17 protein-coding genes are annotated in these 25088 nt (G+C 73.1%); 9 read left to right on the top strand and 8 right to left on the bottom strand.

The window, feature by feature from the left end; all coding sequences use genetic code 11:
• Positions 1 to 55: 55 nt before the first annotated feature.
• Positions 56 to 661: a hypothetical protein gene (locus PV721_RS23670; protein ID WP_319727552.1), complete on the bottom strand. Its 606-nt coding sequence runs from the start codon at positions 659 to 661 to the stop codon at positions 56 to 58.
• Positions 662 to 994: 333 nt separating this feature from the next.
• On the opposite strand from PV721_RS23670, the gene PV721_RS23665 reads away from it, so the two are divergent.
• Both PV721_RS23665 and PV721_RS23660 read left to right on the top strand, forming a co-directional pair.
• On the top strand, positions 995 to 1963 hold the full coding sequence (locus tag PV721_RS23665; protein WP_319727550.1) for a zinc-binding dehydrogenase: 969 nt from the start codon (positions 995 to 997) through the stop codon (positions 1961 to 1963).
• 609 nt (positions 1964 to 2572) lie between these two features.
• Positions 2573 to 2815 carry a hypothetical protein gene (locus tag PV721_RS23660; RefSeq protein WP_319727549.1) on the top strand — a complete coding sequence of 81 codons (243 nt, stop codon included), beginning with the start codon at positions 2573 to 2575 and terminating at the stop codon, positions 2813 to 2815.
• Here PV721_RS23660 and dacB read toward each other — a convergent pair.
• Positions 2776 to 4416, bottom strand: coding sequence for a D-alanyl-D-alanine carboxypeptidase/D-alanyl-D-alanine-endopeptidase (dacB, locus tag PV721_RS23655; RefSeq protein WP_319727548.1), 1641 nt, complete (start codon positions 4414 to 4416; stop codon positions 2776 to 2778). The two genes, PV721_RS23660 and dacB, sit on opposite strands and share 40 nt — an antisense overlap.
• A gap of 192 nt (positions 4417 to 4608) precedes the next feature.
• Between dacB and PV721_RS23650 the strand changes: the two genes are divergently transcribed.
• The 4 genes from PV721_RS23650 (at position 4609) to PV721_RS23635 (ending at position 7870) form a co-directional block, all read left to right on the top strand.
• A complete protein-coding gene (locus tag PV721_RS23650; protein ID WP_319727545.1) occupies positions 4609 to 5334 on the top strand; it encodes a TetR-like C-terminal domain-containing protein in 726 nt (241 codons plus the stop codon).
• 40 nt (positions 5335 to 5374) lie between these two features.
• A complete protein-coding gene (locus tag PV721_RS23645) occupies positions 5375 to 6535 on the top strand; it encodes an MAB_1171c family putative transporter (RefSeq protein ID WP_319727544.1) in 1161 nt (386 codons plus the stop codon).
• A gap of 307 nt (positions 6536 to 6842) precedes the next feature.
• Positions 6843 to 7295 carry a helix-turn-helix domain-containing protein gene (locus tag PV721_RS23640; protein WP_319727543.1) on the top strand — a complete coding sequence of 151 codons (453 nt, stop codon included), beginning with the start codon at positions 6843 to 6845 and terminating at the stop codon, positions 7293 to 7295.
• Positions 7292 to 7870, top strand: coding sequence for a toxin (locus PV721_RS23635; RefSeq protein ID WP_319727542.1), 579 nt, complete (start codon positions 7292 to 7294; stop codon positions 7868 to 7870). The genes PV721_RS23640 and PV721_RS23635 overlap by 4 nt, the downstream gene beginning before the upstream one ends.
• 10 nt (positions 7871 to 7880) lie before the next feature.
• Here PV721_RS23635 and PV721_RS23630 read toward each other — a convergent pair whose 3' ends face one another.
• Both PV721_RS23630 and PV721_RS23625 read right to left on the bottom strand, forming a co-directional pair.
• Positions 7881 to 11177, bottom strand: coding sequence for an aminotransferase class I/II-fold pyridoxal phosphate-dependent enzyme (locus tag PV721_RS23630; protein WP_416371165.1), 3297 nt, complete (start codon positions 11175 to 11177; stop codon positions 7881 to 7883).
• A gap of 71 nt (positions 11178 to 11248) precedes the next feature.
• Positions 11249 to 12190 carry an NAD-dependent epimerase/dehydratase family protein gene (locus tag PV721_RS23625; RefSeq protein ID WP_319727540.1) on the bottom strand — a complete coding sequence of 314 codons (942 nt, stop codon included), beginning with the start codon at positions 12188 to 12190 and terminating at the stop codon, positions 11249 to 11251.
• A gap of 202 nt (positions 12191 to 12392) precedes the next feature.
• Here PV721_RS23625 and PV721_RS23620 point away from each other — a divergent pair, with 202 nt between their 5' ends.
• Together PV721_RS23620 and PV721_RS23615 are read left to right on the top strand one after the other, a co-directional pair.
• Positions 12393 to 14930 (top strand): CHAT domain-containing protein, encoded by a 2538-nt coding sequence (locus tag PV721_RS23620; protein ID WP_319727539.1) that lies wholly within the window; start codon positions 12393 to 12395, stop codon positions 14928 to 14930.
• Positions 14931 to 14965: 35 nt separating this feature from the next.
• Complete coding sequence (locus tag PV721_RS23615; protein ID WP_319727537.1) at positions 14966 to 15295, top strand: hypothetical protein; 330 nt, start codon at positions 14966 to 14968, stop codon at positions 15293 to 15295.
• 60 nt (positions 15296 to 15355) lie between these two features.
• Here PV721_RS23615 and PV721_RS23610 read toward each other — a convergent pair whose 3' ends face one another.
• Entirely contained in the window at positions 15356 to 21208 is a 5853-nt protein-coding gene (locus PV721_RS23610; RefSeq protein WP_416371164.1) for a TIR domain-containing protein, read from the bottom strand.
• 100 nt (positions 21209 to 21308) lie between these two features.
• Here PV721_RS23610 and PV721_RS23605 point away from each other — a divergent pair, with 100 nt between their 5' ends.
• Positions 21309 to 22496, top strand: coding sequence for an SLC13 family permease (locus tag PV721_RS23605; protein ID WP_319727534.1), 1188 nt, complete (start codon positions 21309 to 21311; stop codon positions 22494 to 22496).
• Positions 22497 to 22608: 112 nt separating this feature from the next.
• Here PV721_RS23605 and PV721_RS23600 read toward each other — a convergent pair whose 3' ends face one another.
• From PV721_RS23600 to PV721_RS23590, 3 genes are read right to left on the bottom strand one after another with little or no spacing between them, the layout of a single operon-like run.
• On the bottom strand, positions 22609 to 23442 hold the full coding sequence (locus tag PV721_RS23600) for an inositol monophosphatase family protein (protein ID WP_319727533.1): 834 nt from the start codon (positions 23440 to 23442) through the stop codon (positions 22609 to 22611).
• Positions 23423 to 24046: a hypothetical protein gene (locus tag PV721_RS23595; protein WP_319727531.1), complete on the bottom strand. Its 624-nt coding sequence runs from the start codon at positions 24044 to 24046 to the stop codon at positions 23423 to 23425. Before PV721_RS23595 ends, PV721_RS23600 begins: the two co-directional genes overlap by 20 nt.
• Positions 24047 to 24064: 18 nt before the next feature.
• The gene (locus tag PV721_RS23590) at positions 24065 to 25009 is read right to left on the bottom strand and encodes a hypothetical protein (RefSeq protein WP_319727530.1); all 945 of its coding nucleotides are present in this window, start codon (positions 25007 to 25009) and stop codon (positions 24065 to 24067) included.
• Between the last annotated feature and the right edge of the window lie 79 nt (positions 25010 to 25088).

Below are 25088 nucleotides of genomic sequence, written 5' to 3'. Positions count from 1 at the left end.
GGGTTGGGGGGTGGAGGCCGGGAGGGCCTCCACCCCGTCGGATCGGGTGCGCCTCTTAGAAGATGGACCCACCACCGGCACCGGCGTCGCCGCCGAGGCCACCGATCAGGCCGCCGAAGCCGCCGTCTCCGGCGTCACCGCCGGCACCACCCTGGAACCAGCTGAAGCCGCCCTTACCGCCGTCGCCGCCCTTGCCGCCGACGAGCCAGCCGTCACCGCCGCCACCGCCGGCGCCACCGCCGCCGCCTTCGAGGATGCCGAAGCCGCCCTTGCCGCCGTCGCCGCCGGCGCCACCGATGCGGCCCTCGCCGCCACCGCCACCGCCACCGCCGCCACCGCCGACGAGGAGCCCGTCGCCACCGGCGCCGCCCCCGCCACCCTTACCACCGGTGCCGGTGACGCTGCCGCCACCGGCACCGCCGGAGCCACCGCCGCCTCCGACCAGGCCGCCGCTCCCTCCCTTACCGCCCTTTCCTCCGGCGCCTCCGTCGGTCGGGAGGAGGATGGAGTGCACGGTGTCCGGCATCGGAGCCGCGGTCGCCGCGGACGCCGGCAGAAGGATCCCTCCGGCTACCACAGTGGCCGAGGCGATCAGCGTCGCCAGGCGGAAGCCCTTGCGGTTGGGGCGGACAGCGTTGTTGGTGTGCATCTTGCGGTTCATGACTTTCTCCTACCGATGAAGAGGAATATTGACCTGCCCGGTTTTCCGGGACGGCGCGGTGAAACCGGCGAGAGGAGGAATCCCTTTGCGAGGTGTTCCTTCTGTGCCTTTCGCTTCGTTTCCTTTCCGCTCCTCAAGTAAGCCCCGGACGGCACCCCAGGGTCATGTTCCGGAATCTCGGGACTTGACGCCCACGTGAATGCCGGGTAAAAGTCCGCGCGACCTGCCCCGACGGGCCGGACGGCCACCGCTTGACCTCAACCGCGCTTGATGTCCGAGGCTGACGGCACGGGCGCCGGAGAGACCGGAGGCCCTGGTGGAGGGGTGAGTGCCATGCGTGCGACACAGGCGATCGGGTTCGGCGGTCCAGAGGTACTGGTCCCCACGGAGGTTCCCGAGCCGGTGGCAGGACCGGGGCAGGTGCTGATCGCGGTCGCGGCCGTGGACACGATCTTCGTGGAGACCCAGGTGCGCAACGGGTGGGGCCGCGAGTACTTCCAGGTCACCCCGCCCTACCTGCCGGGCGGCGGCATAGCCGGTACCGTCCGCGCCACCGGCGAGGGCGTGGACCCGGCGTGGAAGGGCCGCCGGGTCGTCGCCGGCATCGAGGGCGGTGGCTACGCGGAGCTGGCCCTGGCCCCGGCCGAGGCCCTGGCCGTCGTACCGGAGGAGGTGTCCTTCACCGACGCGGCGGCCCTGGTGCACGACGGGGTGACCGCCGCCAGGCTGCTGGAGCGCACGGCGCTGCGGTCCGGCGAGCAGGTGCTGGTCCTGGGCGCCTCGGGCGGCATGGGCACCGTACTGGTCCAGCTGGCGAAGGCCGCGGGCGCCCGGGTCGTGGGCGTGGCCCGCGGCGACCGCAAGACCTCCCTGGTACGGGAGTTGGGCGCGGATGCCGTCGTCGACGCGGCCCGCCCCGACTGGGTGGACCGGGCCCGCGAGGCGCTCGGCGGCGCGGCCGCGGACGTCGTACTGGACGGGGTGGGCGGCGAGGTCGGCCTGGCCGCGTTCCCCCTGGTCCGGGCGGGCGGCCGGTTCTCGGCCCACGGCGCTCCGACCGGCGGCTTCGCCCCGGTGACCCCGGCCGACGCGGCGGCCCGCGGCGTCCGTCTGCTCGGCATCGCGGACGTCCAGCTGACGACCCCGGAGCGGGCCGCACTCGCGGCGCGGGCCCTGCGGGCGGCGGCCGAGGGCACCCTGCGCCCGGTGATCGGCGCCACCTTCCCCCTGGAGCGCGCGGCAGCGGCGCACACGGCGATCGAGTCCCGGGAGCTCGTGGGCAAGACGGTGATCACCGTGTGAGGGCGGTTCCGGTGCCGGCGGCGCCCTTCACCCCGGCGGGGGACGGACGCGGAACATGCGGCCGGGGGGCAAGGGGCAGCCTCTCCGCGCAGGACCGGGCCGCGGAGTACGGGGAGAGCAACGGGGGTCTGTCGGCCCCCGTGGCCACCCCGGCCCCGGTGTACGCACACCGGCCGCCGTCCGGCCTCCTTCGGTTTCCCTCTTCACCGCCCCCTGGGCGAGGTCGCCGATGTGGCGGGCGTGATCGCGACGGCGTACGCGTACACGTGCGACCTCGCGCGGCACCCCGCCTTCGCCGCCTCCCGCCTGCGCGACGGGGCGGGGAGCGGGGAGAGGGACGGGGACGGCTGCCGAGGCGGCGCGAGGGTCTGCGACGACTGCGGCGGCCGGTGGCCGGCTGCCGCCTTCGGGGCGGCGGCACATCCTCGGAGCTGAGCGTGCCGTGCCGCTGCTGCGACCACGCGGCGCTCACGCGAGAGATGACGGTTGGGCCGCGGTGGTGGCCGGGGAGGTGGCCGCGGACGACCCGGACCAGCTCGGATTCGTCCTTCTCCTCGACGCGTGCGGGATCGACGCCTGCGACGCGTGGCACCGCAGCATCCTCGACCGGTGTCCCGCGCGCTCGGGGCACGCCACGAGGTGCTGTTCCGCCGCCTCGCGGCGCGGGAGGGGACGTTCACCGCGGGGCTGGAGGCCTTCGACGCCTGCCTGACCGGTGGCGAACCGATCCTCCTGCCCGTGCGGTCGCGGAGCTTCGCCCAGGAGGTGGCGGACCACCTGTGTGCCGAGTACCACGGGAGGCTGACACGCTGTCAGGGTGAGGGCGAGGGCGCGGACGACTCCTGGAGGTAGGCGGCGATCATGGCGAGGTCGTTGGCGATGGTCAGTACCCCGGCGGGGTCGGCGGTCGGCGTGGAGGCGCCGTTGACGCCCGCGTAGAAGGTGTCGTAGCGGCCGCCGCCCTTGTCCAGGTAGCCGGCGATGGTGATGGCGCCGACGGCCAGCCGGTCGTTGAGCGCGTCGCCTCCGACGGCCGCGCCGGTCTTGGCGAACACCTTCCCGCGCGCGGGGCAGCTGCGGCAGTTCTCGGCCAGCAGGCCGTCGACGCCCAGGATCGGCAGGGCCTCCCGGAAGAGACGCGCATCCGGGGTGCGCTGCCAGTACGCCAGCATCTGCACCAGCGCCTGGGGGGTCACGCGGTCGGCGGGGTTGCCGCCCCGGCCGTCCATGAGCTGGGCCTGCTTGCGGTCGACGCCCGCCCGGTCCAGGAAGTCGGCGAGCACCGGGAAGCCGTCCTCGCACTGGTGGCTGCCGGTCGTGACGGCCATCAGGCAGATGCCGAGGTTGGCGCCGAGGTTGTGGCTGACTTTGAGGATCAGCTTGGCGTACTGGGCGTAGGGCGGGGAGGTGTACGCGGCCACCCGCGGCCGCCCCGCGTAGTCGCGCGGCAGCCGGGCGACCGGGTTGGGTCCGGCCGGGTCGGCGGTGACCCGCACGCCGGCCCGTCCGAGCGCCTCGATCAGCGCGGTGCGGCCGAAGGCGGCCGGATCGGTGATCGGCGAGGTGCGCAGCAGCGGCTCGGCGTCCGCCGCGATGGTTCCGGAGAGCCGGATCCGGGTGCCGCCGTCGGTGGCCGTCACCGTGACGGCGGTCGGCTTCCCGGCGGCCACGGTCTTCACGGTGGACGTGACCTGGTACGGAGCGACCTTCGGCCGCCAGTCCAGCCGGGCGTCCGCACCGGCCTCGTCCCCGGGGGTGGTCATCAGGTCGATCAGGTTGTCGTTGATGATCAGCGGCGTCGGGGTGGGGTCCAGGACGGGGTCGGGTTGGAAGAGCCGGCTGTCGACGATCACGTCGCCGTCGAGTCGGGTGATCCCGGATTCCCGGACCTGCCGGGCGAGCTGGTCGATCCCGGCGAGGGGGTTCTCCGGGGTGAGGGTCGCGCCGGGGAAGTCGTTCGCGTAGGTGTGGTCGAGATCGGTGTACGCGACGGTGCCGTCGGGCCGCGTCCTGCCGCCCATGGTGAGGTCGCCCTGGGCCGCGAGGTCGAGGTCGCCGGTGAGCGTGGCGCCGTTGCGGTCGCCGACCGCGTAGAGGGGGGTCACGAAGCGGTGGTCGGCGCCGAGGGTCTGCCACGGGCCCGAGACGCTGATCAGCTTGGCGGTGGACCCGGGGATGAAGAACTGCCCGGGGAACATGCTGTGCACCACGCGCCCGTCGTCCGGTCCGGTCTGCAGCAGGCCCCACTGGGCGTGGCTGTACTGCGGCTTCCGCATGATCTCCGTGATGCGCGGGTCGAGCGGGCCCTGCACGGCGTCACCCGACGGAGACGGAGAGGGTTCCGCACCGGCCGCCGTACCGGGGGCCAGGGCCACGAGGAGCAGTGCGGCGCAGGCGGCGGCCAGACCGCGCCGCAGCGGTGCGGGGCGGACGGAATGGATCGGACTGCTCACAGCGCGCTCCGTTCGTCGCGGCTGCCTGGTCCCCGAGGCCGTGTGAACAGGGTGGCACGGCCGGATTCGACCTGCATGTCACACCGTGTCGCAGCCCTCGGGGGCCCGCCGCGTGGCCGGATCCGGTCGCTGGGCCGCGGTGCTCCGGAGGCAGCGCTGACGGGTGTTGCCGGCGGCGGGTACGGTGCGGCCATGGATTCAGCAGCAAGTTCGACCGGCGACGACGTGACGCCGAAGGCGGTGGTCAAGGACACCGCGCGTCGGCAGTTGGTGAAGCTGGGCGGCGCAGGGCTGTCCCTGGACGGCGTGGCACGCGACTGCGGTCTCGCCCTCACCGATGTCGAGGCCGTGTTCCCGCACCGGGACGACCTGTTGACCGCACTGGTCATCGACGCCTACGACGCGTCGGGCGCCGCAATGGAACGGGCCGACGAGGCCGCCGTCAAAGCCGGCGCCCCGGCGGGCGCACGGCTCCTCGCCGTGACGCGCGCCCTCCGGCAGTGGTCCTTCGCCAACCCCGGGGAGTTCACGCTGATCTACGGCTCCCCCGTGCCCGGTTACCACGCCCCGCAGGACACGGTCCCGCCCGCCTCGCGCACCCCCGGGGTGCTCGCCGGGATCGTGCGGTCCGCGCTGGTGGGCGGTGAACTCACCCCGCCCCGGCGGGCGGTGCCCGGCCCGCCGCTGCTCCTGCCGGCCGCCGTGGAGGCCTTCGGCGGCGTCCCCGAGGCTCCGTTCTCGGACATCATCGAGCGCGGCATCGTCCTGTGGAGCAATCTGATCGGGCTCCTGGTGTTCCAGGTCTTCAGCCGCACCCACGACAGCGTCAGGGACGAGGCCGCCTTCTTCGACTACTCCATCGCCGTGGCGGCCGAGGGCATCGGGCTCGTGGTGCCCTCCGGCGACAACACCGACTGAACCGTCCGCCGCATGCGCGGCACGCGCAGAAAACCGGGACGTGAACACCACCAGAACCCTCTGCTTCGTCATAGCAGCGCTGTCCTCGTACGCGGCGCTCGTCTACCGGCTGTGCCAGGCACGTCGCAGCTGGCGGGACAGCGCCTACCGCACGCTGATCGCCACTCTGCTGCTCCAGTGCCTCACCTTCACCATGGGCGCCTTCGCCATGGGCGGCAAGAGCCTCCTGGGCGTCGGCAACCTCGCCATCCTCATCATGCACCTGGCGGCGGTCGCCTTCTGCGTCAGCGCGCAGATCATCCTGCTCCGGTGGGCGGCCGCGGACGAGGCGACGGTACGCAGGACGCGCTACTGGCTGGTCTCCGGCATCACCCTCGACGTGCTGCTGACGGCCCTGTTCTTCCTCGCCGACGGCCCCGGCCGGCCCGCCTCGGACTTCGACGGCACGAGCGAGCCGCTGATGCTCACGTACCTCCTGGTCTTCATCGTCTCCCAGGCGGTTCCGTGCGTCACCATCTACCGCCAGTGCGGCCCCTACGCGCGGATGACCGACAACGCCACGCTGCGGCAGGCCCTGCGGCTGCTCTCGGTGGCCTCGGTGGTCCTCTTCCTCTACTGCGCGGCGCGGACGGTCAACATCCTCACGGCGGCGGGCGGTGTCGACATCGGCGCCTGGAAGGTCGCCGCTTCCGTCTTCAGCGCGGCGGGCATCGTGCTGCTCTCGCTCAGCCTGACGAACTCCTCCTGGGGCCCCTCGGCCACCCGCCTCCTGGAGTGGTCCCGGACCTACCGGACCTACCGGGCGCTGTACCCGCTCTGGCGGGACCTGTACGAGGCCTCCCCGGACATCGCCCTGGAGCCGCCGGGCGCCTCGGTCTCGGACCTCGACTACCGCCTCCACCGGCGGGTCGTCGAAATACGGGACGGATGGCGGGACTTGCGCCCGTACATCGACCGTACGGCCGGCGGCTCGGACGGGGCCGGCGGACCGGGCCGGGAGGCGAGCGAGGAGCTGCGCCAGGCGTTCACCGAGGCGGCGCAGATCAAGCAGGCCCTGCTCGCCAAGCGGACCGGCACCGTCCCCCACGACAGCAAGGACGCGGGCGACTTCGACGATCGCGACACGGACAACTTCAGTGCGGAAGTGGCCTGGCTCACCCAAGTCGCAGCCGCCTACAGTAAACTCGGCACCGCGAGTTGAGAGCTCCCGCCCGGTTTGCATCCCCCGTCAAACCGGGCGGGCAGCAGCCCCGTCCCCCCCGACTTCACGTCGGGCCGGACGGGTGACTCCCGCCCGGACTGGCCCGGCCCATCCCCCGAGGGCCGGGCCAGTCCGATGTCGCCGGCAGTCGACTCCGTGAAGCCCCCGTGAAGTCGACTTAGCTGACAGCTATCGGCGAGACCCCAACGGTGGCGGATTCCCGGCCAATTGTCAACTGACTGCTAATCTGTGAGACTGACAGATAGCCAAGGGCTATGCCGAGGAGGTGACGGGAGGAAAATTCACCATGACCGGGACGGAAAGCGGGTCCGATGACCGGCCCCTGCTCGCAGTGCGCCTCGACGACCTGTTCAAGACGGTTCGCCCCAAGGGCAAGCACTGGACCAATGCCGAGGTCGCGGAGGAGCTGAAGCGCGCCAGCCCCGAGCTCAAGGTCGGGGGCGTGTACCTGTCCCAGTTGCGGACGGGGAAGCGCTCCAACCCCTCACCCGACCTCCTCGCCGCCCTGGCCCGCTTCTTCGGCGTCTCGGTCGCCTACTTCTTCGACGACAAGGTCGCCGAGTCGGTGCTCAGCCAGATCGCCGCCATCGAGGCGCTGCGCCAGTCCGGGGTCCGCGCGGTGGCGATGCGCGCGGCCGGGATGAAGAAGGAGAACCTCCAGGCCATCACGGCCATCATGGACCAGTACCGGCAGATGCAGGGCCTGCCGCCCGTCACCGACTCCTCCCCGCCCGAATGAGGGGCGCCTGGAAGGAGCGGTCGGCCGACCAGGACCGCCGCAGCCAGCTCAAGAAGCTCCGGAAGGCCGGCGCCCGGCGCATCGCCGAACTCGGCCTGCCCGAGGTGACCGACGTGGCCGAACTGTGCCGCCACCTCGGCGAGGCGCGCGAGCGTCCGATCACGCTCGTCCCGATGCAGATGCCCTCCACGTATCCGTGCGGCATGTGGGTCGCCGCACGCGACGAGGACCTCATCTTCTACGACGCCAACACGACCAGCGCGCATCAGGAGCACATCATCTTGCACGAGCTGGGTCACATCATCTGCTGCCATCGGGGGGCAGGCGGGCTGGACGAGGCGGCCGCCCGCCTCCTCTTCCCCAATCTCGACCCCCAACTCGTACGGGACATGCTCCTGCGCGCGACCTACGACGACGTCCAGGAGCAGGAGGCGGAGATCATCGCCTACCTGCTCTCCCAGCGGATGGGCGGCGCCGAGCAACAGCACGGCGCGCCCCCGGCGGCGGACGCGGAAGAGGGCGGGGATCCCGGAAAGAGCGCCATGCTCAGCCGGATCGAACGCACCCTGATCTGAGGGGAGTCGCTCAGTGCCCGGTGGAGGCCACCTCCTCGGCCAGGACCGAGACGGCACGCCTGATGTCGTCCTCGCGGTGTTCGCTCGTGAGGAAGAACCGCAGCCTCGACAGCCCGTCCTCCACGGCGGGGTGGACGATCGGATCCACGATGATCCCGCGGTCGAACAGCCCGCCCGCGACGCGCAGGGTCCGCGCCGAGTCGCCGAGAATGCACGGCACGATCGGGGTGTCGGCACTGGAGCCGGTGGCCAGGCCGGCCGAGGCGGCCAGGCCGAGGAAGAGCCTGGCGTTGCGCCGCAGGGCGCGGACCCGGTGCGGTTCCGCTGCGATCAGCTCGGTCGCGGCCAGGGCCGCGGCAGCGTTGGCCGGGGTCAGACCGACGCTGTAGACGAAGCCCGGCAGCGTGTGGCGCAGCCAGCGCACCATCCGGGCCGAACCCCCGAGGTAACCGCCGCAGCTGGCGAAGGCCTTGGAGAGGGTGCCCATCCACAGGTCCACGTCGGACCGGTCGACGCCGAAGAACTCGCCCACGCCCCGGCCGTGTTCGCCGACCGTGCCGATGCTGTGCGCCTCGTCCACCATCAACAGCGCGCCGTAACGCTTCTTCAGCTCGATCACGGCGGGCAGGTCGACGAGGTCGCCGTCCATGCTGTAGGCGCCCTCGACGGCGATCAGCACCCGCCGGAACCGGGACCGGTTGAGCCGCAGCATGTGTTCCAGCTGACCGATGTCGTTGTGGGCGAACGGGCGCCGCGCCGCCCCGGACAAGGCGCAGCCCTGCAGGATGCTGTCGTGGGCGAGCGCATCGTGCACCACGAGGTCCTGCGCGCCGACGAGGTGCCCTATCGCGGTGACATTGGTGGCGTGGCCGCTCACCAGCGTCAGGCAGTCCCCGACGCCGAGGAACTCGGCCAGCGTCCGCTCCAGCCGGACCATGAGGTCCCGTTCACCCGACAGCACCCGGCTCGCGGAGACCGAGGTCCCGTACCGGTCGACCGCCCGGTGCGCGGCCTCGTTGACCGCCGGATGTCCGGAGATCCCCAGGTAGTTGTAGCTTCCGAAGGACAGGTACGCACGCCCCCCGATCACCGTGGTGTCGCGGATGTTGCCCTCGTGGACCCGGAAGTACGGGTACTGGGCCCCGCTGTCGGCGATCGCGCCCAGGCGTTCCTCGAACCGGCCCACCTCCGGGAAGTCGTCGACGCTCGCGGTCCCGGCGCCCCACTCCGGGAGTGCCTCCCGGAGCGGCGCCTGCACGGGGGGCGCCGGCTCGGCGCGGTCCGGATCGACCAGCGCGATCAGCCGGCCGACGGTGAGGTCGGGCGAGAACAGCTCTTCGGTACGGAAGCCGGGGACGCGCTTGCCGATGCCGACTTCCAACTCCTGAAGCATCAAGGAGTCGAAGCCCAGATCGGTCACCAGTGTCATCCGCTCGCTCAGGTCGGAGAGCGGGAAGACTCCGGTCCGCGACACCTCTTCGAGCACGACGACCGCGGCCCGCTCTCCATCGGGCCGCGGCGGGGTCACGGGAGGGACCGCGAGCGAGAGCGCGGGCGCCGCCCCGGGCGGGTCCACCGGCCCTGCCGGGTCCGGCAGCTCGCGCGCCGACTCGTCCACGACCCAGTGACGGCGCGGGGCGAGCGGACTCGGCGGGAGGGTGCACGGGGGCACGCGCTCGGTCACCGGACGGGGTCCCGGGCCGGACTTCCCTCCCGGGCCGGGTTCTCCGCCACGGCCCGCCTCGACGGCCTCGGCCGCCGAGGTCAGCCGGGCGACGGCGTCGGCGGCGTCCTGCGCCACGACGTCGAGGCGTTCGGTGAGGAGCGCCCGGCGGACCAGGGTGTCCGCCACCGCGGCCAGCGGCGGCCGGTCCTCGGTGAGGGTGTGCGCCAGTTCCCGGGCGTGGCGGGCCAGCCCGGCCCGGTCGCGAGCACTGAGGACCAGGTGGTGCGGTCCCCCGGCCGGCGCCGGGCGCTCCGGCGCGGCGCACTCCTCGACCACGAGGTGCACGCCCGTACCGCCGAAGCCGAAGGCGCTCACCCCCGCCCGGCGCGGCCGGCCGTCGTCCGGCCAGGGGGTCGGCTCGGTGGCCACGGTCAGCCGGGCGGCGTCCAGCGCAGAACGGTCGGCCGGCTCGAACTCCGGCTGCGGAGGTATCACGCCCCGCTGCACGGCCAGGACGGACTTGATGAGCCCGGCCATCCCCGCCGAGTTGAGCGAGTGGCCGATCACCGCCTTCACCGCCCCGAGGTGGGCGGGCGCGGCCCGCTCACCTCGCAGTTCGCGCAGGACGTCGAGCTCGACGGGGTCGCCGACCGTGGTCCCGGTGCCGTGCGCCTCCAGGTAGCCCACCGCGTCCGGGGGCAGGTCCGCGTCGCGGTACGCGCGGCGCAGGGCCCGGAGCTGGCCCGCGGCGCGGGGGTACATGCCGCCCTGCACGGTGCCGTCGTTGGCCGTCCCCACACCGCGGATCACCGCATAGACCCGGTCGGCGGCCGCCAGTGCGTCCGCCAGGGGCCGCAGCACCAGGACCCCGGCTCCCTCCCCCAGGACGAACCCGTCGGCCTGCGCGCCGAAGGGCAGGCACCTGCCGCTGCGCGAGAGGGCGCCGATCCGGCACAGCCCCACCAGCAGGTCGGGGGCGAGTATCAGCTGGGCGCCGCCCGCGAGTGCGATGCGGGACCGGCCCGCGCGCAGGGCGTGCACGGCGTTGGCCACGGCCATGAGTCCACCCGAGCACGCCGAGTCCAGCGCGTAGCTCTCGCCGTGCAGGTCGAAGACCGAACTGATCGTGTTCGGCCCCATGTTGAGCAGCAGCCCGGCCACGGACGTGCCGTGCAGCGCGTCGACCGCGCGCACGGTCTCCGGCCACCGGGGGTCCGTCGCCCGCGCCCCGAACTCGCCGCCGGTCAGCTGCCGCATCCGGAGCTGCATGGTGCTGAGCTCGCGGTAGCCGCTCTCGGTGAGCGCCGTGATGACCGAGGTCTCCTCGCGGTCGAAGCCGTCGGCTTCCCACCCCGCGTCCTGGATCGCCTCGCGGGCGAGGTCGATCAGCAGCCGGTGCTGCGGGTCCATCGCCCTGGCCCGCCGCGGCGGGATGCCGTAGTGCGCCGCGTCGAAGTGGCCGACGTCCGGCAGCAGCGCCATGGTGTCCGTGTAGGCCGACGAGGTGTCGCGGAGGCTGTCGCCGAGGAAGGCGGCGGCGCGCCAGCGCGAGTCCGGGATGGTGGAGAACTGGGTACGGGGTGCCGTCAGGAGCCGCCAGTACTGGTTCACGTCGCGTGCCCCGGGGAACCTGCACGCCATCCCCACGACCGCGATGTCGTCGCGCCGCACGCCCCTTGAGTCCACTGTCGGATCCGTCCCTCTCGCAGATGTCACCCGGTGACCGCCGGGCGCTCGCGCCACCAGTCCACGGTCTCCTCGACCTGCTGGTCGACGGGGGTGGCCCGGACCGCGAACGCAGCCTCGTAGGCACCCGAATCGACGGTGAACGGGCGGTCGAACTGGTAGCGGATCTCTTTCAGTTCGCGGATCAGCGGGGAGAAGAGCGAGGCCACGCCCAGCACGGCCGGCGGGATCCGGCGCACCGCGACCGGCCCCGTGCCCGCCTGGGCGGCCAGGCGGCCGACCATCTCCCTGACAGACAGCGCGGGCTGCGTCGGAACGTGCCACGGCCGGCCCCAGGCCCGCTCCTCCCCCGCGACCTCGGCCAGCGCCCTGGCCACGTCGGGGAGATAGGTCCAGCTGTGCGGGACGTCCGGGTCGCCGAGGGTGGAGACCGCCTTCCCCCGCAGCAGCGGCGGCAGGACCCGTCCGGCCAGGTGGCCGCCGTCGGTGACGCCGGGCCCGAAAAAGTCCGAGGCACGTACCTCGACCGCCCTGACCCGGCCCTGCTCGTGCAGCGTCTGTGCCTGCTCCCACACGGCGGCGCGCACCCGCCCCTTGGGGCCGGTGGCGGCGAGCGGGAGGTCTTCGGTCAGGGGACCGTCCACCGGGCCGTAGCCGTAAAGGTTCCCCAGCATCACCAGGACGGCCCCGGTCGCCTCGGCCGCGGCCAGGGCCGACGAGGCCAGGGGCGGCCAGGCGCGCGCCCAGTGGTGGTAGGGAGGCGCGGCGCAGTGGTAGATCGCTGCGGCGCCCTGCGCGGTCTCGGTCAGCCGCGCGCTATCGGTCGCGTCGAACGCGAAGTGCTGGATTCCGGGTTCCGGGCTTCTACCCGACTTGGTGACCACCCTTACGGAATGGCCCTGTTCGGCCAGAAGCCGAGCGGTGGCAGCGCCTGCAGGTCCGTAACCGATGACGACATGAGAGCTCACATACGCACACTAGCGCGAGCCGCCCGCACCACAGTGGCCACCTCGGCTTCCTCCCCGCCATCCGGACGGACGGGGCTGATAGTCGCCTGCGGGCTGCCGGATCACGACGTTCCGCCGGTATGAATATTCCGGTTCGCCGGTATCGGTCACGCGGGCGCGGCACCATGGCTCCTCTCAATGGGCGGGGCACGCGGGGGGCACCATGAGGTCGACGGCGTACGAGCGCGCGCTCGTCGTGGCGGGGCGCATCGCCCGGGACCGGAGGCTCCCGCGACGGGGAGCGCTGTCCACCCGCGGCACCCGGTGGATCGCGTCGCGCATCGACGCCCGGCTGGAGGGGCACGACGGCGTGCCCGCGCGCCGGCACCGCGAGCTCCTCGAACTCGAGGGCTTCCTCGGCGGGATGAGCATCGCCGACTCGAAGGACTCGGGGAACGCCGCGCACTCCTGGGTCCGGGCGATGCTGATCCGGATCACCAACAAGCCCCTTGAGCGGGGGAAGCTGCCGACCAGGGACCGTCATCTGGCACGGCTCTACGAGCTGCTGGGGCGCGAGTACGTGCGCTGCGCGGACTGGCCGACCGCCGCCGAGTGCTTCAGCGGCGCAGCGCTCTACTGGGGAGTTCCCCGCCACATGCGCCGTACGTACGCCCAGGTGGTCGTCTTCACCATGAGAGCGGGAGATCACGCCGCCGCCCTGGACGGTCTGGAGCTCATCCAAGGCGCGACCCACGGCCCTTCCGCCGCCTTCCACCGGATCGCGGCCCGGATCCTGGACCCCGCGCCCGGGCTCGGCGCAGACGCGGCCGACGGCATCGACCGGGTGCGTCACCTGGGGATCATCCCCTACACCTACCTCGTGTCCTGCCTCGCACGGCGCCTCGCCGCGGACGAGCAGCCGGAACGCGCCCTCGGCATCCTCACCGCGGCCCTGGCCCGGCTCGCCGCGGACCGGGCCGACGACTGGCTGGTCGGGGAGCTGGAACAGACGGCCGCGGGCATCTGGACCGCGCTGGAGCGGTACGAGGAGGCCCTCGGCCTGGCTTTGGCCGCCTGGGCGAAGCTGGACACCCAGCGGTACGGTGCCTGTTCGCACACCCAGCGGCTGTCCCTCTGGAAGAATTTCGGACCCACCCGCCGCGCGGCGCTCGTCTCGGCGGTCGCCCTGGGGGACGAGCGGACGGTCGCCGAGCTGATCGAGTCGTGCAGGCTGCAGTCCCTGCTCGGCGCCGCCATCGAGATCGAGGACGACGAGAAGCTGGCGGCCAGCGGGATCGGGTTCCCGACGGGCCTCGCAAACGCCGATGCGGAGGATCCGGACGGCGAGAGCGCCGGGACCGCCGCGCCGCTCGTGCAGCCCGCCGCTGCCGCGGAGGGCGAGCCCGGCGGGGCCGACGGCAACGGGCCTCTCGTGTCATCGGCCGTCTTCACCGCCCTGAACGACGCCCTGAACTCGACGCTCCTGCACTTTCCGGAACCCGTCTCCTACCAGGGCACGGCCCTCCTCCTGCCCCACTACCGCAGCGCCCTGCCGCCGGAGGAGGCGCAGGGCCTCGCGGCGCGGCCCCTGGACGACGCACTGCCCGAAGGCGTCTTCTGGTCGACCCACATCGAGGACGGTCTCCTCTTCTGGTTCGTCGCGCGGGACGGACAGCCCGCCGGGTACGGCGCGCAGGACCTCCGGGAGTTCGACCGGATCAAGCCGGTCCTGCTGGGCCTGGCGGGGCACTCCCAGTCCTCCGAACGCAAGACGTGGAGCCTGTTCCCGTACAAGCGCGGCCCCGGGGACTTCTACGAGCCGTTCACCCAGCTGAGGAGCTGGCGGTCGGCGGAGGAGCAGATCATCACCCGCACGATCGGGCAGCTCCTGCCGCCGCCGCTCGTCGAAGCGCTGCGGGCGTCCGGCTCGGACCGACCGCTCCGGCTCACCATCTCCGCGGCCCGCGAACTGACCTGTGTGCCCTGGGCGGTCACGATGGTCCCCGGTACGGAGGAGCGGCTGATCGAGAAGGCGGTCCTGCGGATGTGGACCTCCACGCCGACCCAGCTCAGGCGCGCCTCACGCGACTCCCGGCTGCCGCCCGGCTCGCCCGTGCCGTTCCTGTTGGCCTGCGACAACCCGGACGGGTCGCTGCGTGAACGGACCGCGGCTTCCGTGGTGAACGAGGCGGCCGTGCTCCTGACCGCCTCCGGGCCCGACGGCCCCGGGACCAAGGACGCCCTGCTGGCGGCCCTGCACAAGATCGGCCCCTCCACCCCCGGGGTCCTCTTCTACCGCGGTCACGCGGAGCACGACGGCGACCCGGCCTGGTCGGCCCTGCCCCTGGCCGAAGGGACGTACGTCCAGTCCGGCGAGCTCTTCGGGGCGCTCGACGACGGAACGCCCTTCCTGCCGGTGCCCACGCGGGTGATCCTGTCGTGCTGTTCCAGCTCCACCGCGTCGGCCCTCGGCGGCGAGGGCATGGGGCTCGCGGCGGGCGCGATCCATTCCGGCGCCGACCAGGTGATCGCCACGTCGCTCGACATCCGCGACGCCTCCTTCACCGAGGCCTTCGAGGACCTCCTCGTCCGGGGGATGCTCGACGGGCAGCGGACCGGCGATCACGCGGACCTGCTCAGGCGGTTGCAGCTGCGGATGCTCACCGAGTGGAAGGTCTTCTCGGTGCGCGGGGAGGACCTCGACGGCGAGGAGATCCGCGACCCCCACCCCATCATCTGGGCCTCGTTCCAGGCGTACTGAACGACCGATACTGAACAACCGAAAGGACCTCCACCATGATTGCCGTTGCCATGCCGTCGGACATCGCCGATCTGCTGGTGGCAGAGGGTCTGGCCATCCGGCCGGGGGGCCGGGGCAGCACGGCCGAGATCACCCTCGTGGGCCTCCAGGCCCTCACCGCCACCATCAGCCTCCTCCAGGGACCCGACACCTTCCTCCGGCTCACGGAGCTCGTCCGCACCCACTTCGGGCGGTCCGCGGAGACGGGGGGCGCGGTCGAGATCAGGGCCCACGGCGCCAGGGTGACCCTCGAGATCCCCGCCGACGCGGATCCCCTGACCGTCGCCCGCCGGATCCAGGAACTCCTGATCGGCGACGACGAGTAGCCGCTCCCGGACGCCGGCGGCGTCCTGGGCCCCGTACGGCGGCGCCCAGGACGCGCAGGCTCACAGCTCCTCCCCCAGCGGCAGCCGGTGGATGCCCGGCAGGTACTCGTCGAGTTCCCCCGGGGTGAACCGGGACATTCCCACGACGTGCCAGAACTCACCGGTCACATCGCCCTCGTACTTGTAGCCGCCGGACGGGGTCAGCGCCGCCCAGCCGCCCGTCATGCCCATCAGGGTCGCGCGCAGCGCCGGCGGGCCGCCGTCCGCCGGGAGGTTCCAGAGCCGTGCGGTGCCGTCCTCGGCGCCGCTCGCCAGCGTCGTACCGTCCGGGGAGAAGGCGAGGCAGAGCACCCGGCCGGTGTGGCCGACGAGGTCGGTGACGTGCTCCCCCGTCTCCGCGTTCCACAGGCACACCGACCGGTCGTCGCCGCCGACCGCCAGGAGCGGGCGGCTCGGGTGGGCGGCCACGGCCCACAGCCGGCCGCCGCGGCCGCGCAGGCGCGGACCCGCCGCACCGTCCCGCCAGACGATGGCGCTGCCGTCCCAGCTCGCGCTGGCCAGCCAGGCGCTCCCCGGCCCGTACGCGACGCCGTACACCCGGTCCGCGTGCCCGCCGCTGCCGCCGAGTTCCTCCACGAGCCGGCCGCTCCTGGCGTCCCACACCCGTACGACGCTGTCGTCGCAGCCGGTGGCCAGGACGTCGGCGTCCGGGCGGAAGGCGATCGAGCGGACCCGGCCCCGGTGCCCGGTCAGGTTCGAGACCGGGGAACCGGTGGGACGGAACCAGACGCGCACGGAGTCGTCGTCGTTGGCGGTGGCGAGCAGGGTGCCGTCGGCGTTGAAGGCCTCCGCCCAGACGTGCTCGGTCTCGGCGTCGAGCTCCCTGAGGTATTCGCCGCGCCCCGGGTCCCACAGGTACATGTCCCCGTCGTTGCTGGCCGTGGCCAGGAGGGGCTCGGCGGGGCTGAACGCCGCCGAGACCAGCCGGTCTCCGCGCCCGGAGAGCTCGTCCGTACGCCGTCCCGTGCGCGTCTCCCAGAGCCGTACGACTCCGTCGTTGCCGGCCGTCGCCAGCTGCGCGCCGTCCGCGCTGAAGGCCACGCCGCTGATCCGCCGGCCGTGGCCGCGCAGGATGCGCTTGCCCTGGCCGGTGGCGGAATCCCAGATCTGCGCGCCGCCGTCGTTGCCGACGGTGAGCAGTTGGCTGTCGCCGGGCCGGAAGGCGCACGCCCAGGCGGTGCCCCGGTGCTCGGCCGGCTGCTGGGGGTGGAGGGCGATCGTGTAGCCGTGCGGCCGCCCGGTGGTGACCGTCCACAGCCGGACGGCGCCGTTGCTGTCGCAGGCGGCGAGGAGCTTGCCCTCGTCGCCGAAGAGCACTTGGTAGACGGCGCCCGTGCCCCGTTCGAGGGTTCCGGCGGGGGTGCCGACGACCGGGTCCCACAGCCGTACCTGGCCGTCGGTGCAGCCGCTGGCCAGGAGGTTGCCCTCGGGGTGGAAGTCGAGGACGTAGACGCGGCCGGTGTGCCCGGTGAACTCGTGCAGCAGCCGTGCGTCGGCCGTCCGCCAGATCCGCACGGTCCCGCCGCGCCCGCCCCCGCCCCGGTCGGCGGTCGCGAAGAGCGTGCCGTCCGGGCTGAACCGGGCGCGGTAGACGGCACCTTGATGGCCTTCGATCTCCCGGACGCAGTGCCCGGTGGCCAGGTCCCAGAGGCGTACCTTCGCGGTCGCGTCGCCGGTGAGCAGTATGCCGCCCGGGCCGTAGACCGCGGTGTAGACGGGCGCGGTGTGGCCGGGCAGCCGGTGCACGGGCCCGCCCGTGGCCACGTCCCACACCGTGACCAGGCCTTCGCGGTCGCCCGTGGCGAGGAGCGTGCCGGCCGCGTCGAACGAGACCGGCCACACGCCGTCGGGGTGCACCGTCAGGCTGTGCCGGCAGGCTCCGGTCACCGGGTCCCAGAGCCGGACCGCGCCGTCGGAGCCGCCGGTGGCAATCACGTCGGGCCGGAACTTCACGGCGTACACCCGTCCTTCGTGCCCCTGGAGGGTGCGCACCGCCCGGCCGTCGTCGGCGCCGCAGACCAGGATGGAGCCGTCCTCGCTGCCGACGGCGAGGAGTTCGCCGTCGGTGCTGTACGCGATGGGCTCGGGGAGGCGGCTGGTGCGCATGCCGAAGCCGTACGGGACGCCGACCGCCGACGGCCGGAACCCGGCGTCCACCGGCATCCCCGGGGCGATCGAGGCGGTCCGGAGCTCGGGAGCCGCGCGCACCGCGTCGTCCATCGTCACGTCGATCAGTGCGGCCCGGTGCCAGGCGCTGCCGGTCAGCGCGGCGCCCCGCAGGTCGGCGCGGGTCAGCCGGGCCCGGCTCAGGTTCGCGCCGGTCAGGTCGGCGCGGCTCAGGTCGGCCCGGTCGAGGCGGGCTCCGGTCAGCCGGGTGCCCCGCAGCCGGGCGCCCGAGAGGTTGGCGCCCACCAGCCGGGTGTCCGTCAGATCGGCGTCGCTGAGGTCGACCCCGGAGAAGTCGCGGTGCGAGAGGTCCTCACCGGCCAGCCGGGCGCCCCTCAGGTCGGCGTTGGCGGGCACCCGGAGCCGGTCGCTGATCCGGACGGCGTTGGCGCGGGCGGCGTCGTTGATCCCGCTACCGGATGAGTCGAGGGCGTCGCGCACCCATCGGGCGCACCGTTCGTGGTCGGCGAGGTCGCAGAAGAACTCGACGGCGAGCTGGCTGAACGGGCGGGCGTGGAGCAGGGTGTGCTGGCCCCGGGCGAGCTGGCGTGCGGCCTCCCGTGCCACGAGCCATTCGATGACGGAGCCGTGGATGAACTGGAACACGCCGTCGTCGCTGCGCACCAGCAGGCTGCCCGCGCCGACGGCCTGGGCCCGCTCGGACGGGGTGAGCGGGGATTCGGTGAGCTCGCTGAGGGTGGCGGCCACGGTTTCGGTGAGCTCGTCGAGCCGCAGGGCGCTGCGGCCGCTCTCCCACAGCCGCCAGGCCAGCGCGGTCACGGCGGCCCACAGCTCGTCGACGGTGAGTCCGGGCGGGGCGCCGGGACCTCCCTGGCCGCGGAGCTCCTCGTAGCCGAGCCAGGAGGTGAACACGTCCTCGTAGAGCCGGGCCGGGCTGAGCGCGCGGCCCGCTCCGGCGACCGCCCGCAGCTGGTCCTGGCTCAGGTCGGCGACGAAGGAGAGCAGCCGGGGGTTGCGGCAGAGCATCAGCAGGTCGGGGATGTTGCGCAGGAGCTGGAAGCGCTGGTCGGCCGCGTGCTCGTCGCCGTAGCTGCGGACCAGGTAGGAGCGGATCTGGGCCGGGGTGAAGCCCTCGACGGAGAGGATGCGGCGCTGCGGCAGCAGGCCGACGCGTTCGCCGAGCGCGGTGAGGACCTGGGCGTGGGACTTGAAGTGCTGGGTGCGGCTGCTGACCACGATCTTGGCGTTGTCCACTGCGGCGTCGAGGAGGACCTGGAGGTGGTCGGCGGCCCTGTCGTAGCTGACCCGGTGGACCAGTTCGTCGAAGCCGTCGAAGAGCAGGACGACACGGCCCTGGGCGAGCATGTAGCGCAGCGCCCGCAGGTCGATGGTGTCGACGCCGTGCCCGGCCAGGTGGGCGGCGACCAGGCCTTCGAGGCTGTGCGCCCGGTCGAGGGTGTTGAGCGGGATCAGCAGCGGGGTCAGGTGGGGGAGGTGTTCGGGGATGCGGCGGGCCAGCTCGCGCAGGGCGAAGGTCTTGCCGTGTCCGAAGTCGCCGAGGAGCAGGACGAAGCGGCCGTGGTCGGACTCCAGCAGTTCCAGCAGTTCCTCGACCAGCCCGTCACGTTCTTGGCCGGCACGGTCCTGGCCGTCGCTGCGGTCGGCGTCGCGGTAGCGCTGGGGGAGGTAGAGGCCCGGGGGGTACTGGTCGCTCGCGGCGAGCCGGGCGCTCTGGGCGGCGACGTAGCCGCGCAGGTCCAGCAGGCCCTGGAATTCGATGAAACTGCGCACCCGGACCCGGACGCCGTGGCCGGCGGCCCGCTGCCGCAGCCCGCTCGCGGGGGCGTCGCCCGCGTACACCAGGACGGCCTCGGAACCGGTGTCGGTCGCGTGCACCTGGGCGATGAAACGGTCGATCTCCTCCTCGGTGGGGGTGCCGGGGTGCACGGCGATGCGCTGCTGCTGCACGACGCCGTCCTCCTGCTCCTGCCAGGTGGCCATGATCTGCGCCATGTCGGCCGGTTCGCGGCGCGGGACGTCGCGCAGCCGTACGCCCTCCCTGCGCACCCGGCAGATCTCCTTCACCCGCTCGATGAGGGAGGCGGCCGGATCCTCGAGGGGAGCCCTGCCCTGCGTATGCTCGACGGTGATGACGGCGGGCAGTTCGGGGACGGGGAAGACGCGGCGGGTCTGCCTCCAGTCGCCGGGGAAGTGCTCCCCCGCGGCCGTGATCCGGTCGTCCCAGCGGGTGACTCCGTCCGCGGTGACCCGCAGGAGCTGGAAGCGGGCGGGGGCGGCGGATCCGAAGAGCGGCAGTTCGCCGGCGGCGCCGGGCAGCTGCGTGCGGCTGGGGACGCCGGTGAGGGTGCGCGGGCCGCCGGTCGGGCCGTGCAGCAGCAGGTGCAGCCGCGGGGCGGCCAGCCGGGCGAGGGTGTCGGCGTCGCGCAGACCGCCGGGGCCGCCGATGGCGTCGCCGGGGCGGCGGTCGTCGGTGAGCGGGTGGCGGAGCGCGCCGATGCGCAGCCAGCCCTCCTCCTCGTAGCGGCGCATGGCCTCGGCGAACCAGGCGGCCTGGTCACGGCCGATGTACCCGTACTGCTCCTCGGGGCGGTGGCTGTAGGCCATGGAGGAGTTGAACCCGGCGACGACCGTGCTCAGTTCCGGCACCGGGAAGAGGGTCCAGGGCTGATCGCTGTCGAAGACGGTGTCCAGGCCCTGGTAGAGGCCGCGGAAGAGCCGGGTGTAGTGGCGCCACTTGGGCCAGTACGGCGGCTGCGGCGCGACCTCGTCTGCCTCGCAGGTGTGGAAGTAGGCCTGGGACGCGGCCTGGTTCACGTCCTGGGCGCCCGGCACCACCATCACGCGCTGGGGGGACAGGTCGAGCTGGGACCGCAGGGCCGTCAGGAAGCTGAGGGCCTGGTCGCACTCGCGCGGACTGCCGGACGCGGTGAGGTCCCCGGTCACCACCATCAGGTCGGGGGCGGGGGCGCCCGCGTCCCTGAGCATGATCAGGTCGCCGCGGATCTGCCGGCTGAGCGAGTCGGGCTCCCGGCCCCGCCCGAAGTCCGGGCCGGCCAGGTGCAGGACGGTCACGGCGTCCTGGCCCCGGCCGCCGCCGGCCGCGGAGTCCTGCGGGTAGAGCGGTGCCCGGGCCGGCCGCCGGCGCCCGGCCCAGCCGGGGCCGGCGAGTGCGCTCGGCTGCGGCTGGGCCGGGTTCGGCTGCTCCGGGTGGCGGACGGGCGCGGGGCCGCTGCCCGGATAGCCGGGCCGGCGGCCGGGGCGGGCGTGTCCGTCGACGGCCTGCTCGACCCGGGTCAGCAGCAGGGAGCGGGCGGCGTCGATGTCGGCCACGCCCACCAGGTCGACGTAGGTGATGGTGGCGAGCAGTCCCTCGATCGGCATGTCGTCCACCCGCACGGTCAGCAGCCGTCGTTCGGGGGACTCGGGCGATGCGCGCAGAGCGGCCTGCCATTCCATGCGTCCGTAGGTGGAGCGTTCGTAATGGCGGGACAGTACGGCGATCACGGCCCGGGACTCGCTGACCCCGCGGTCCATGAAGTCTATGAAATTGGTTCCCGGTACGAAGTCCCAGGCCTGCACGACCGTGCGGTAGCCGGCTTCCTCCAGGGTCCAGGCGATCCAGGCCGCCCATGGTTCGTCGGCCGGCGAGTAGCTGATGAAGAAGTCGAATTCTCTTGCGGGAGCACCGAATTGCCCATCCGTCATCATGGGAACCATGGTAGGAGTCACCCCGCCCGAGCGGGCCTGTCCGGATCCATCCGGGCCGCCTGACGGCCGACCGCGCGTACGTGCGAATCTGTTCGACGTGTCCCTCCTCAAGCGGCTGCATCCACTGGACTGGCTGGCCGGCGGCCTGCTCGCCCTCGGCGTGCTCTGCGTCGCCACGGGCCTGCTGCCCGCCGAGCCCGCCGGCGAGGTGCTGGAGCGCATCGGTCCGCTGCTGGTGTTCCTCGCCACGGTCATCGTCCTCGCCGAGCTGACCGGCAGGGCGCAGGTCTTCGACGTGGTCGCCACCTGGGTGGCGCGGGCCGGGCGGGGAAGCTATCCCCTGCTGTTCGTACTGTGCGTGCTGTTCGCGTCCGTCACCACCATCACCCTCAACCTGGACACCACGGCGGTGCTGCTGACCCCGGTGATGCTGGCGCTGGCGACCCGGGTGGGCATCGCGGCCGTGCCGCTGGCGATGACCACGGTCTGGCTGGCCAATACGGCGAGCCTGCTGCTGCCCGTGTCGAACCTGACGAACCTGCTGGCCGCGGACCGGGTCGCCCTGGCTCCGTCGGAGATGGCGGCCACCATGTGGGCCCCGCAGCTGGCCTCCATCGCGGTCACGATGGCCTGCCTGTGGGGCTTCTACTGGCGTCCGGGACGCCGCGGCGCGCTCCGCTACGAGCCGCCGTCGGCGCCGCGCCCGGCGGACCCGGTCCTGTTCCGGGTGTGCGCGGTGGCGTGCACCGGCTTCCTTCTCGCGATCCTCGCCGACGTGCCGTTGTGGTCGGCGTCGATGACGGCCGCGCTGATCGTGGTGGTGGCCTTCGCGGTGCGCAGCAGGGAGGCGCTGCGCCTCTCCCTGGTCCCCTGGCGGCTGCTGGTCCTCGTTCCGGGGATGTTCCTGGTCGTGGAGACCGTCAACGCACACGGGCTGCACGAGATCCTGGCGACGGCGATGGGGTCGGACAACGGCGTCGTCGGCATGCTGAGGTCCGCGGCGGTCGGGGCGGGCTTCTCCAACGCGCTGAACAACCTTCCGGCCTACATGGCGGGCGAGGCGGCCATCCCCGAGGCCAACCACCACCAGCTCCTCGCGCAGCTCATAGGCGTCAACGTGGGCCCCGTCGTCACCCCGTGGGCCTCCTTGGCCACCCTGCTGTGGTTCGAGCGGTGCCGCTGGCACGGCACGCAGATCGAGCTGGGCCGTTTCCTCGGTACGGGGCTGGTCCTGGCCGTGACGGGCACACTGGCGGCGACGCTGGCACTGGCCGCCACCACGTGAGCCACGTCCGGCGCGGGCCGTGGCCCGGGCCGGGGCACGCGGTGTGCCGGTCACGCGGCACGCAACGCGCAGGGTCACGCCACGCGCAGCGGCACGCCACGCGCGTGCCCGCTCACGCCACGGGCCGGGTCGCCTCGCCCACCTCCCCCAGCAGGTACGCGAGGGTCTCGCCGCGCGCCGCCACATAGCTGCGCCGGCTGTCGTCCCCGCTGAAGCCGGGCCGGAACCGCGCTCCGGACAGCGTGCGCAGCTCCACCCCCGTCTCGGCCGCGAGCAGCGCTCCGGTCGGCAGGTCCACGCCCTCCGCCCGGTAGCCGACGAACGCGTCGATCGTGCCGCGTGCCAGCAGGCTCCAGCCGAGCAGCGGTGCCCACAGCTGCAGCACGCGCCGGCAGCGCAGTTCGAGCGCGGCCCGCAGTGCCACCGCCGTCGGGTCGCCGCGCTCCACGGCGTACCCCTGGGTCCAGGCGACGACGGGCCCGGGGCGCGCCAGCACGGGATCGGGGCCGGGCAGCGGGCCGGATGCGCCGTGGGCCCCGTGCCCCCTGACCGCGTGCCAGGTCTGCCCGGTGACCGGCTCGTGCACCACGCCCATCACCGGGGCGCCGCCCAGGCACAGCCCGATGCCCACCACGTACGCGGGCAGCCCGATCGCGACGTTGTTGCTGCCGTCCAGCGGGTCGACCAGCCAGGTGCGCTCGCCCGCCGCGTCGAGGAGCCCGGCCTCCTCGGACAGGATCCGGTCGTGCGGGAAGTGGCGCTGGATCCGGCCGAGCACCAGCCGCTCGGCGGCGAGGTCGAGATCGACCTGCACGTCCCCGGACTCGCCCTTCGTCCGCAGGCAGTACGCCGTACCGAAGCGCCGGCGCAGCAGGCCGCCCGCCTCCTCCGCCGCGGCGACGGCGACGCGCCTCTCGCGGTCGAAATCAGGCCCGCTGTTCGGCATCGATCCTCCTGAGGACGGTGTGGACGCTGCGTACGGTCTGCACGGTGTCGCACAGCCGGCGGGTCGTACGGCGCGGGCGGCCGTCGAGCGGCCCGAGCGAGAGGTCGGCCTGCCCGGGGACGGAGAACCCGTGCACCAGGGTGGCGGCGGGTTCCGGGCCCTCCAGGGCGGTGGCGTGGAACTCGCCCGCGGCCAGGGTGTACGTCTCCCCGCCGGAGCTGACCTGGGCGGGCCCGGGCTCGCTGCGCACCAGCAGGTCGGTGGGGCGGATCTCGTCCACGCCGTCGCTGCCGCTGTGCACCTCGAACACGCGGTGGGTCGCGCCCCCTTCGCCGTCGCCCACCGCGGTCGTCCGTACGGGAAGGTTGGCCACCCGCCCGTACAGCACGCGGCTGCGCAGCTCCCAGCTGTGGGCGTGCATGGGCGACGCGTCCGGCTCGGCGCGGCTGCCGGAGTCGAAGAGATGGACGCAGATCCCGCGCGGGCCCTCTCTCAGCAGCGGCAGGCAGAGGAATCCGAGTGGATGCCGAACGGCACGCAACTCCCTTTCGCCGGAGGCTATTTCCTCCAGGGTGACAAGGGTTCTTTCCAGCTCGCGGTCCATGGCACGCGCCGCAGCGCCTCACCTCCTGTAGGGGTCCTCCGCGTGCAGCGCCTTCTCGATGATCTTGCCGATGTCGCTGTCGGTGAAGACGCGCGGCAGCGGAAGCCGAAGGTCGTCGAAGAGCGTGCGCACCTCGTCGACGGTCGGCTCCTGGCCGAGCGGCGAGGCGACGCGCAGGTCGAGCACGGTCGCCTGCTCACGGCTCTGGTGCAGCTCGGTGACGTAGTAGTCGTAGAGCGGCTGGCCCCGTTCCACGAGCAGGTTCACCCGGGACTGGTCGTCCTGGGTGATGACGAGGCAGGTCTCGGACAGGTCGAAGCGCAGGGTCGGCACGGCGGACGACAGGTGCACGCTGATCTCGAGTGTCGTCAACTGCCGTTGGTACCAGCAGGCGGCGAGGACGGTGGCGTACGACTCCCGGCGGACCCGGTCGGTGGTCCACAGGTCGTCTCCACGACGCTGCACGCCGAACATCTGGCGGAAGCGGGCGTACGCGGCGCAGGCCCGTTCGTCGGCCGGGTTCACGATGTCGATCTTCACGTTGAGCTGCGAGCGCTGTTCCTTCGCCGCGCGCACGCACAGCGGCAGGGTGACGGCCCGCAGGTAGGTTCCCGTACCGCCCTTGAAGTACCAGAGGTTGGTGTGCTGCCGGGCCTTGCGCAGCGCTTCGCCGACCTCGTTGCCCGACAGCGAGCGCACCATGGCGAGGTCTTCCAGGGCCCGGCGGGTCCCGCTCATCGCCTCCTGGATGCTCGCGGGCCGGCGCACCCGCTCCACGATCGACCCGGTCGCGAGCAGACCGAGGACGACCAGGGTGGCGCCGGAGGCCACGTCGTCGCTGACGACGTCACCGAAGATGTCCAGGAAACCGACCGCCATCGCGACCAACAGGGCGACGACGACATCGGCATTGCGCAGCACCCAGGCCACGAAGCGCTCCAGCCGCCCGGCATGTGCCGCCATCCACGCACCCCCCTCCCCCACGCGTGCCCCGATGGTAGGAGATGCTCCGGCGGCGCCACCAGAGCGCACCGGGGAGGGA

The sequence above is a fragment of the Streptomyces sp. MB09-01 genome, assembly GCF_033794505.1.
Taxonomy (GTDB): domain Bacteria; phylum Actinomycetota; class Actinomycetes; order Streptomycetales; family Streptomycetaceae; genus Streptomyces.
The sequence above is the reverse complement of the archived record's forward strand: the minus strand, read 5'-3'. Positions and strand labels throughout refer to the sequence as shown.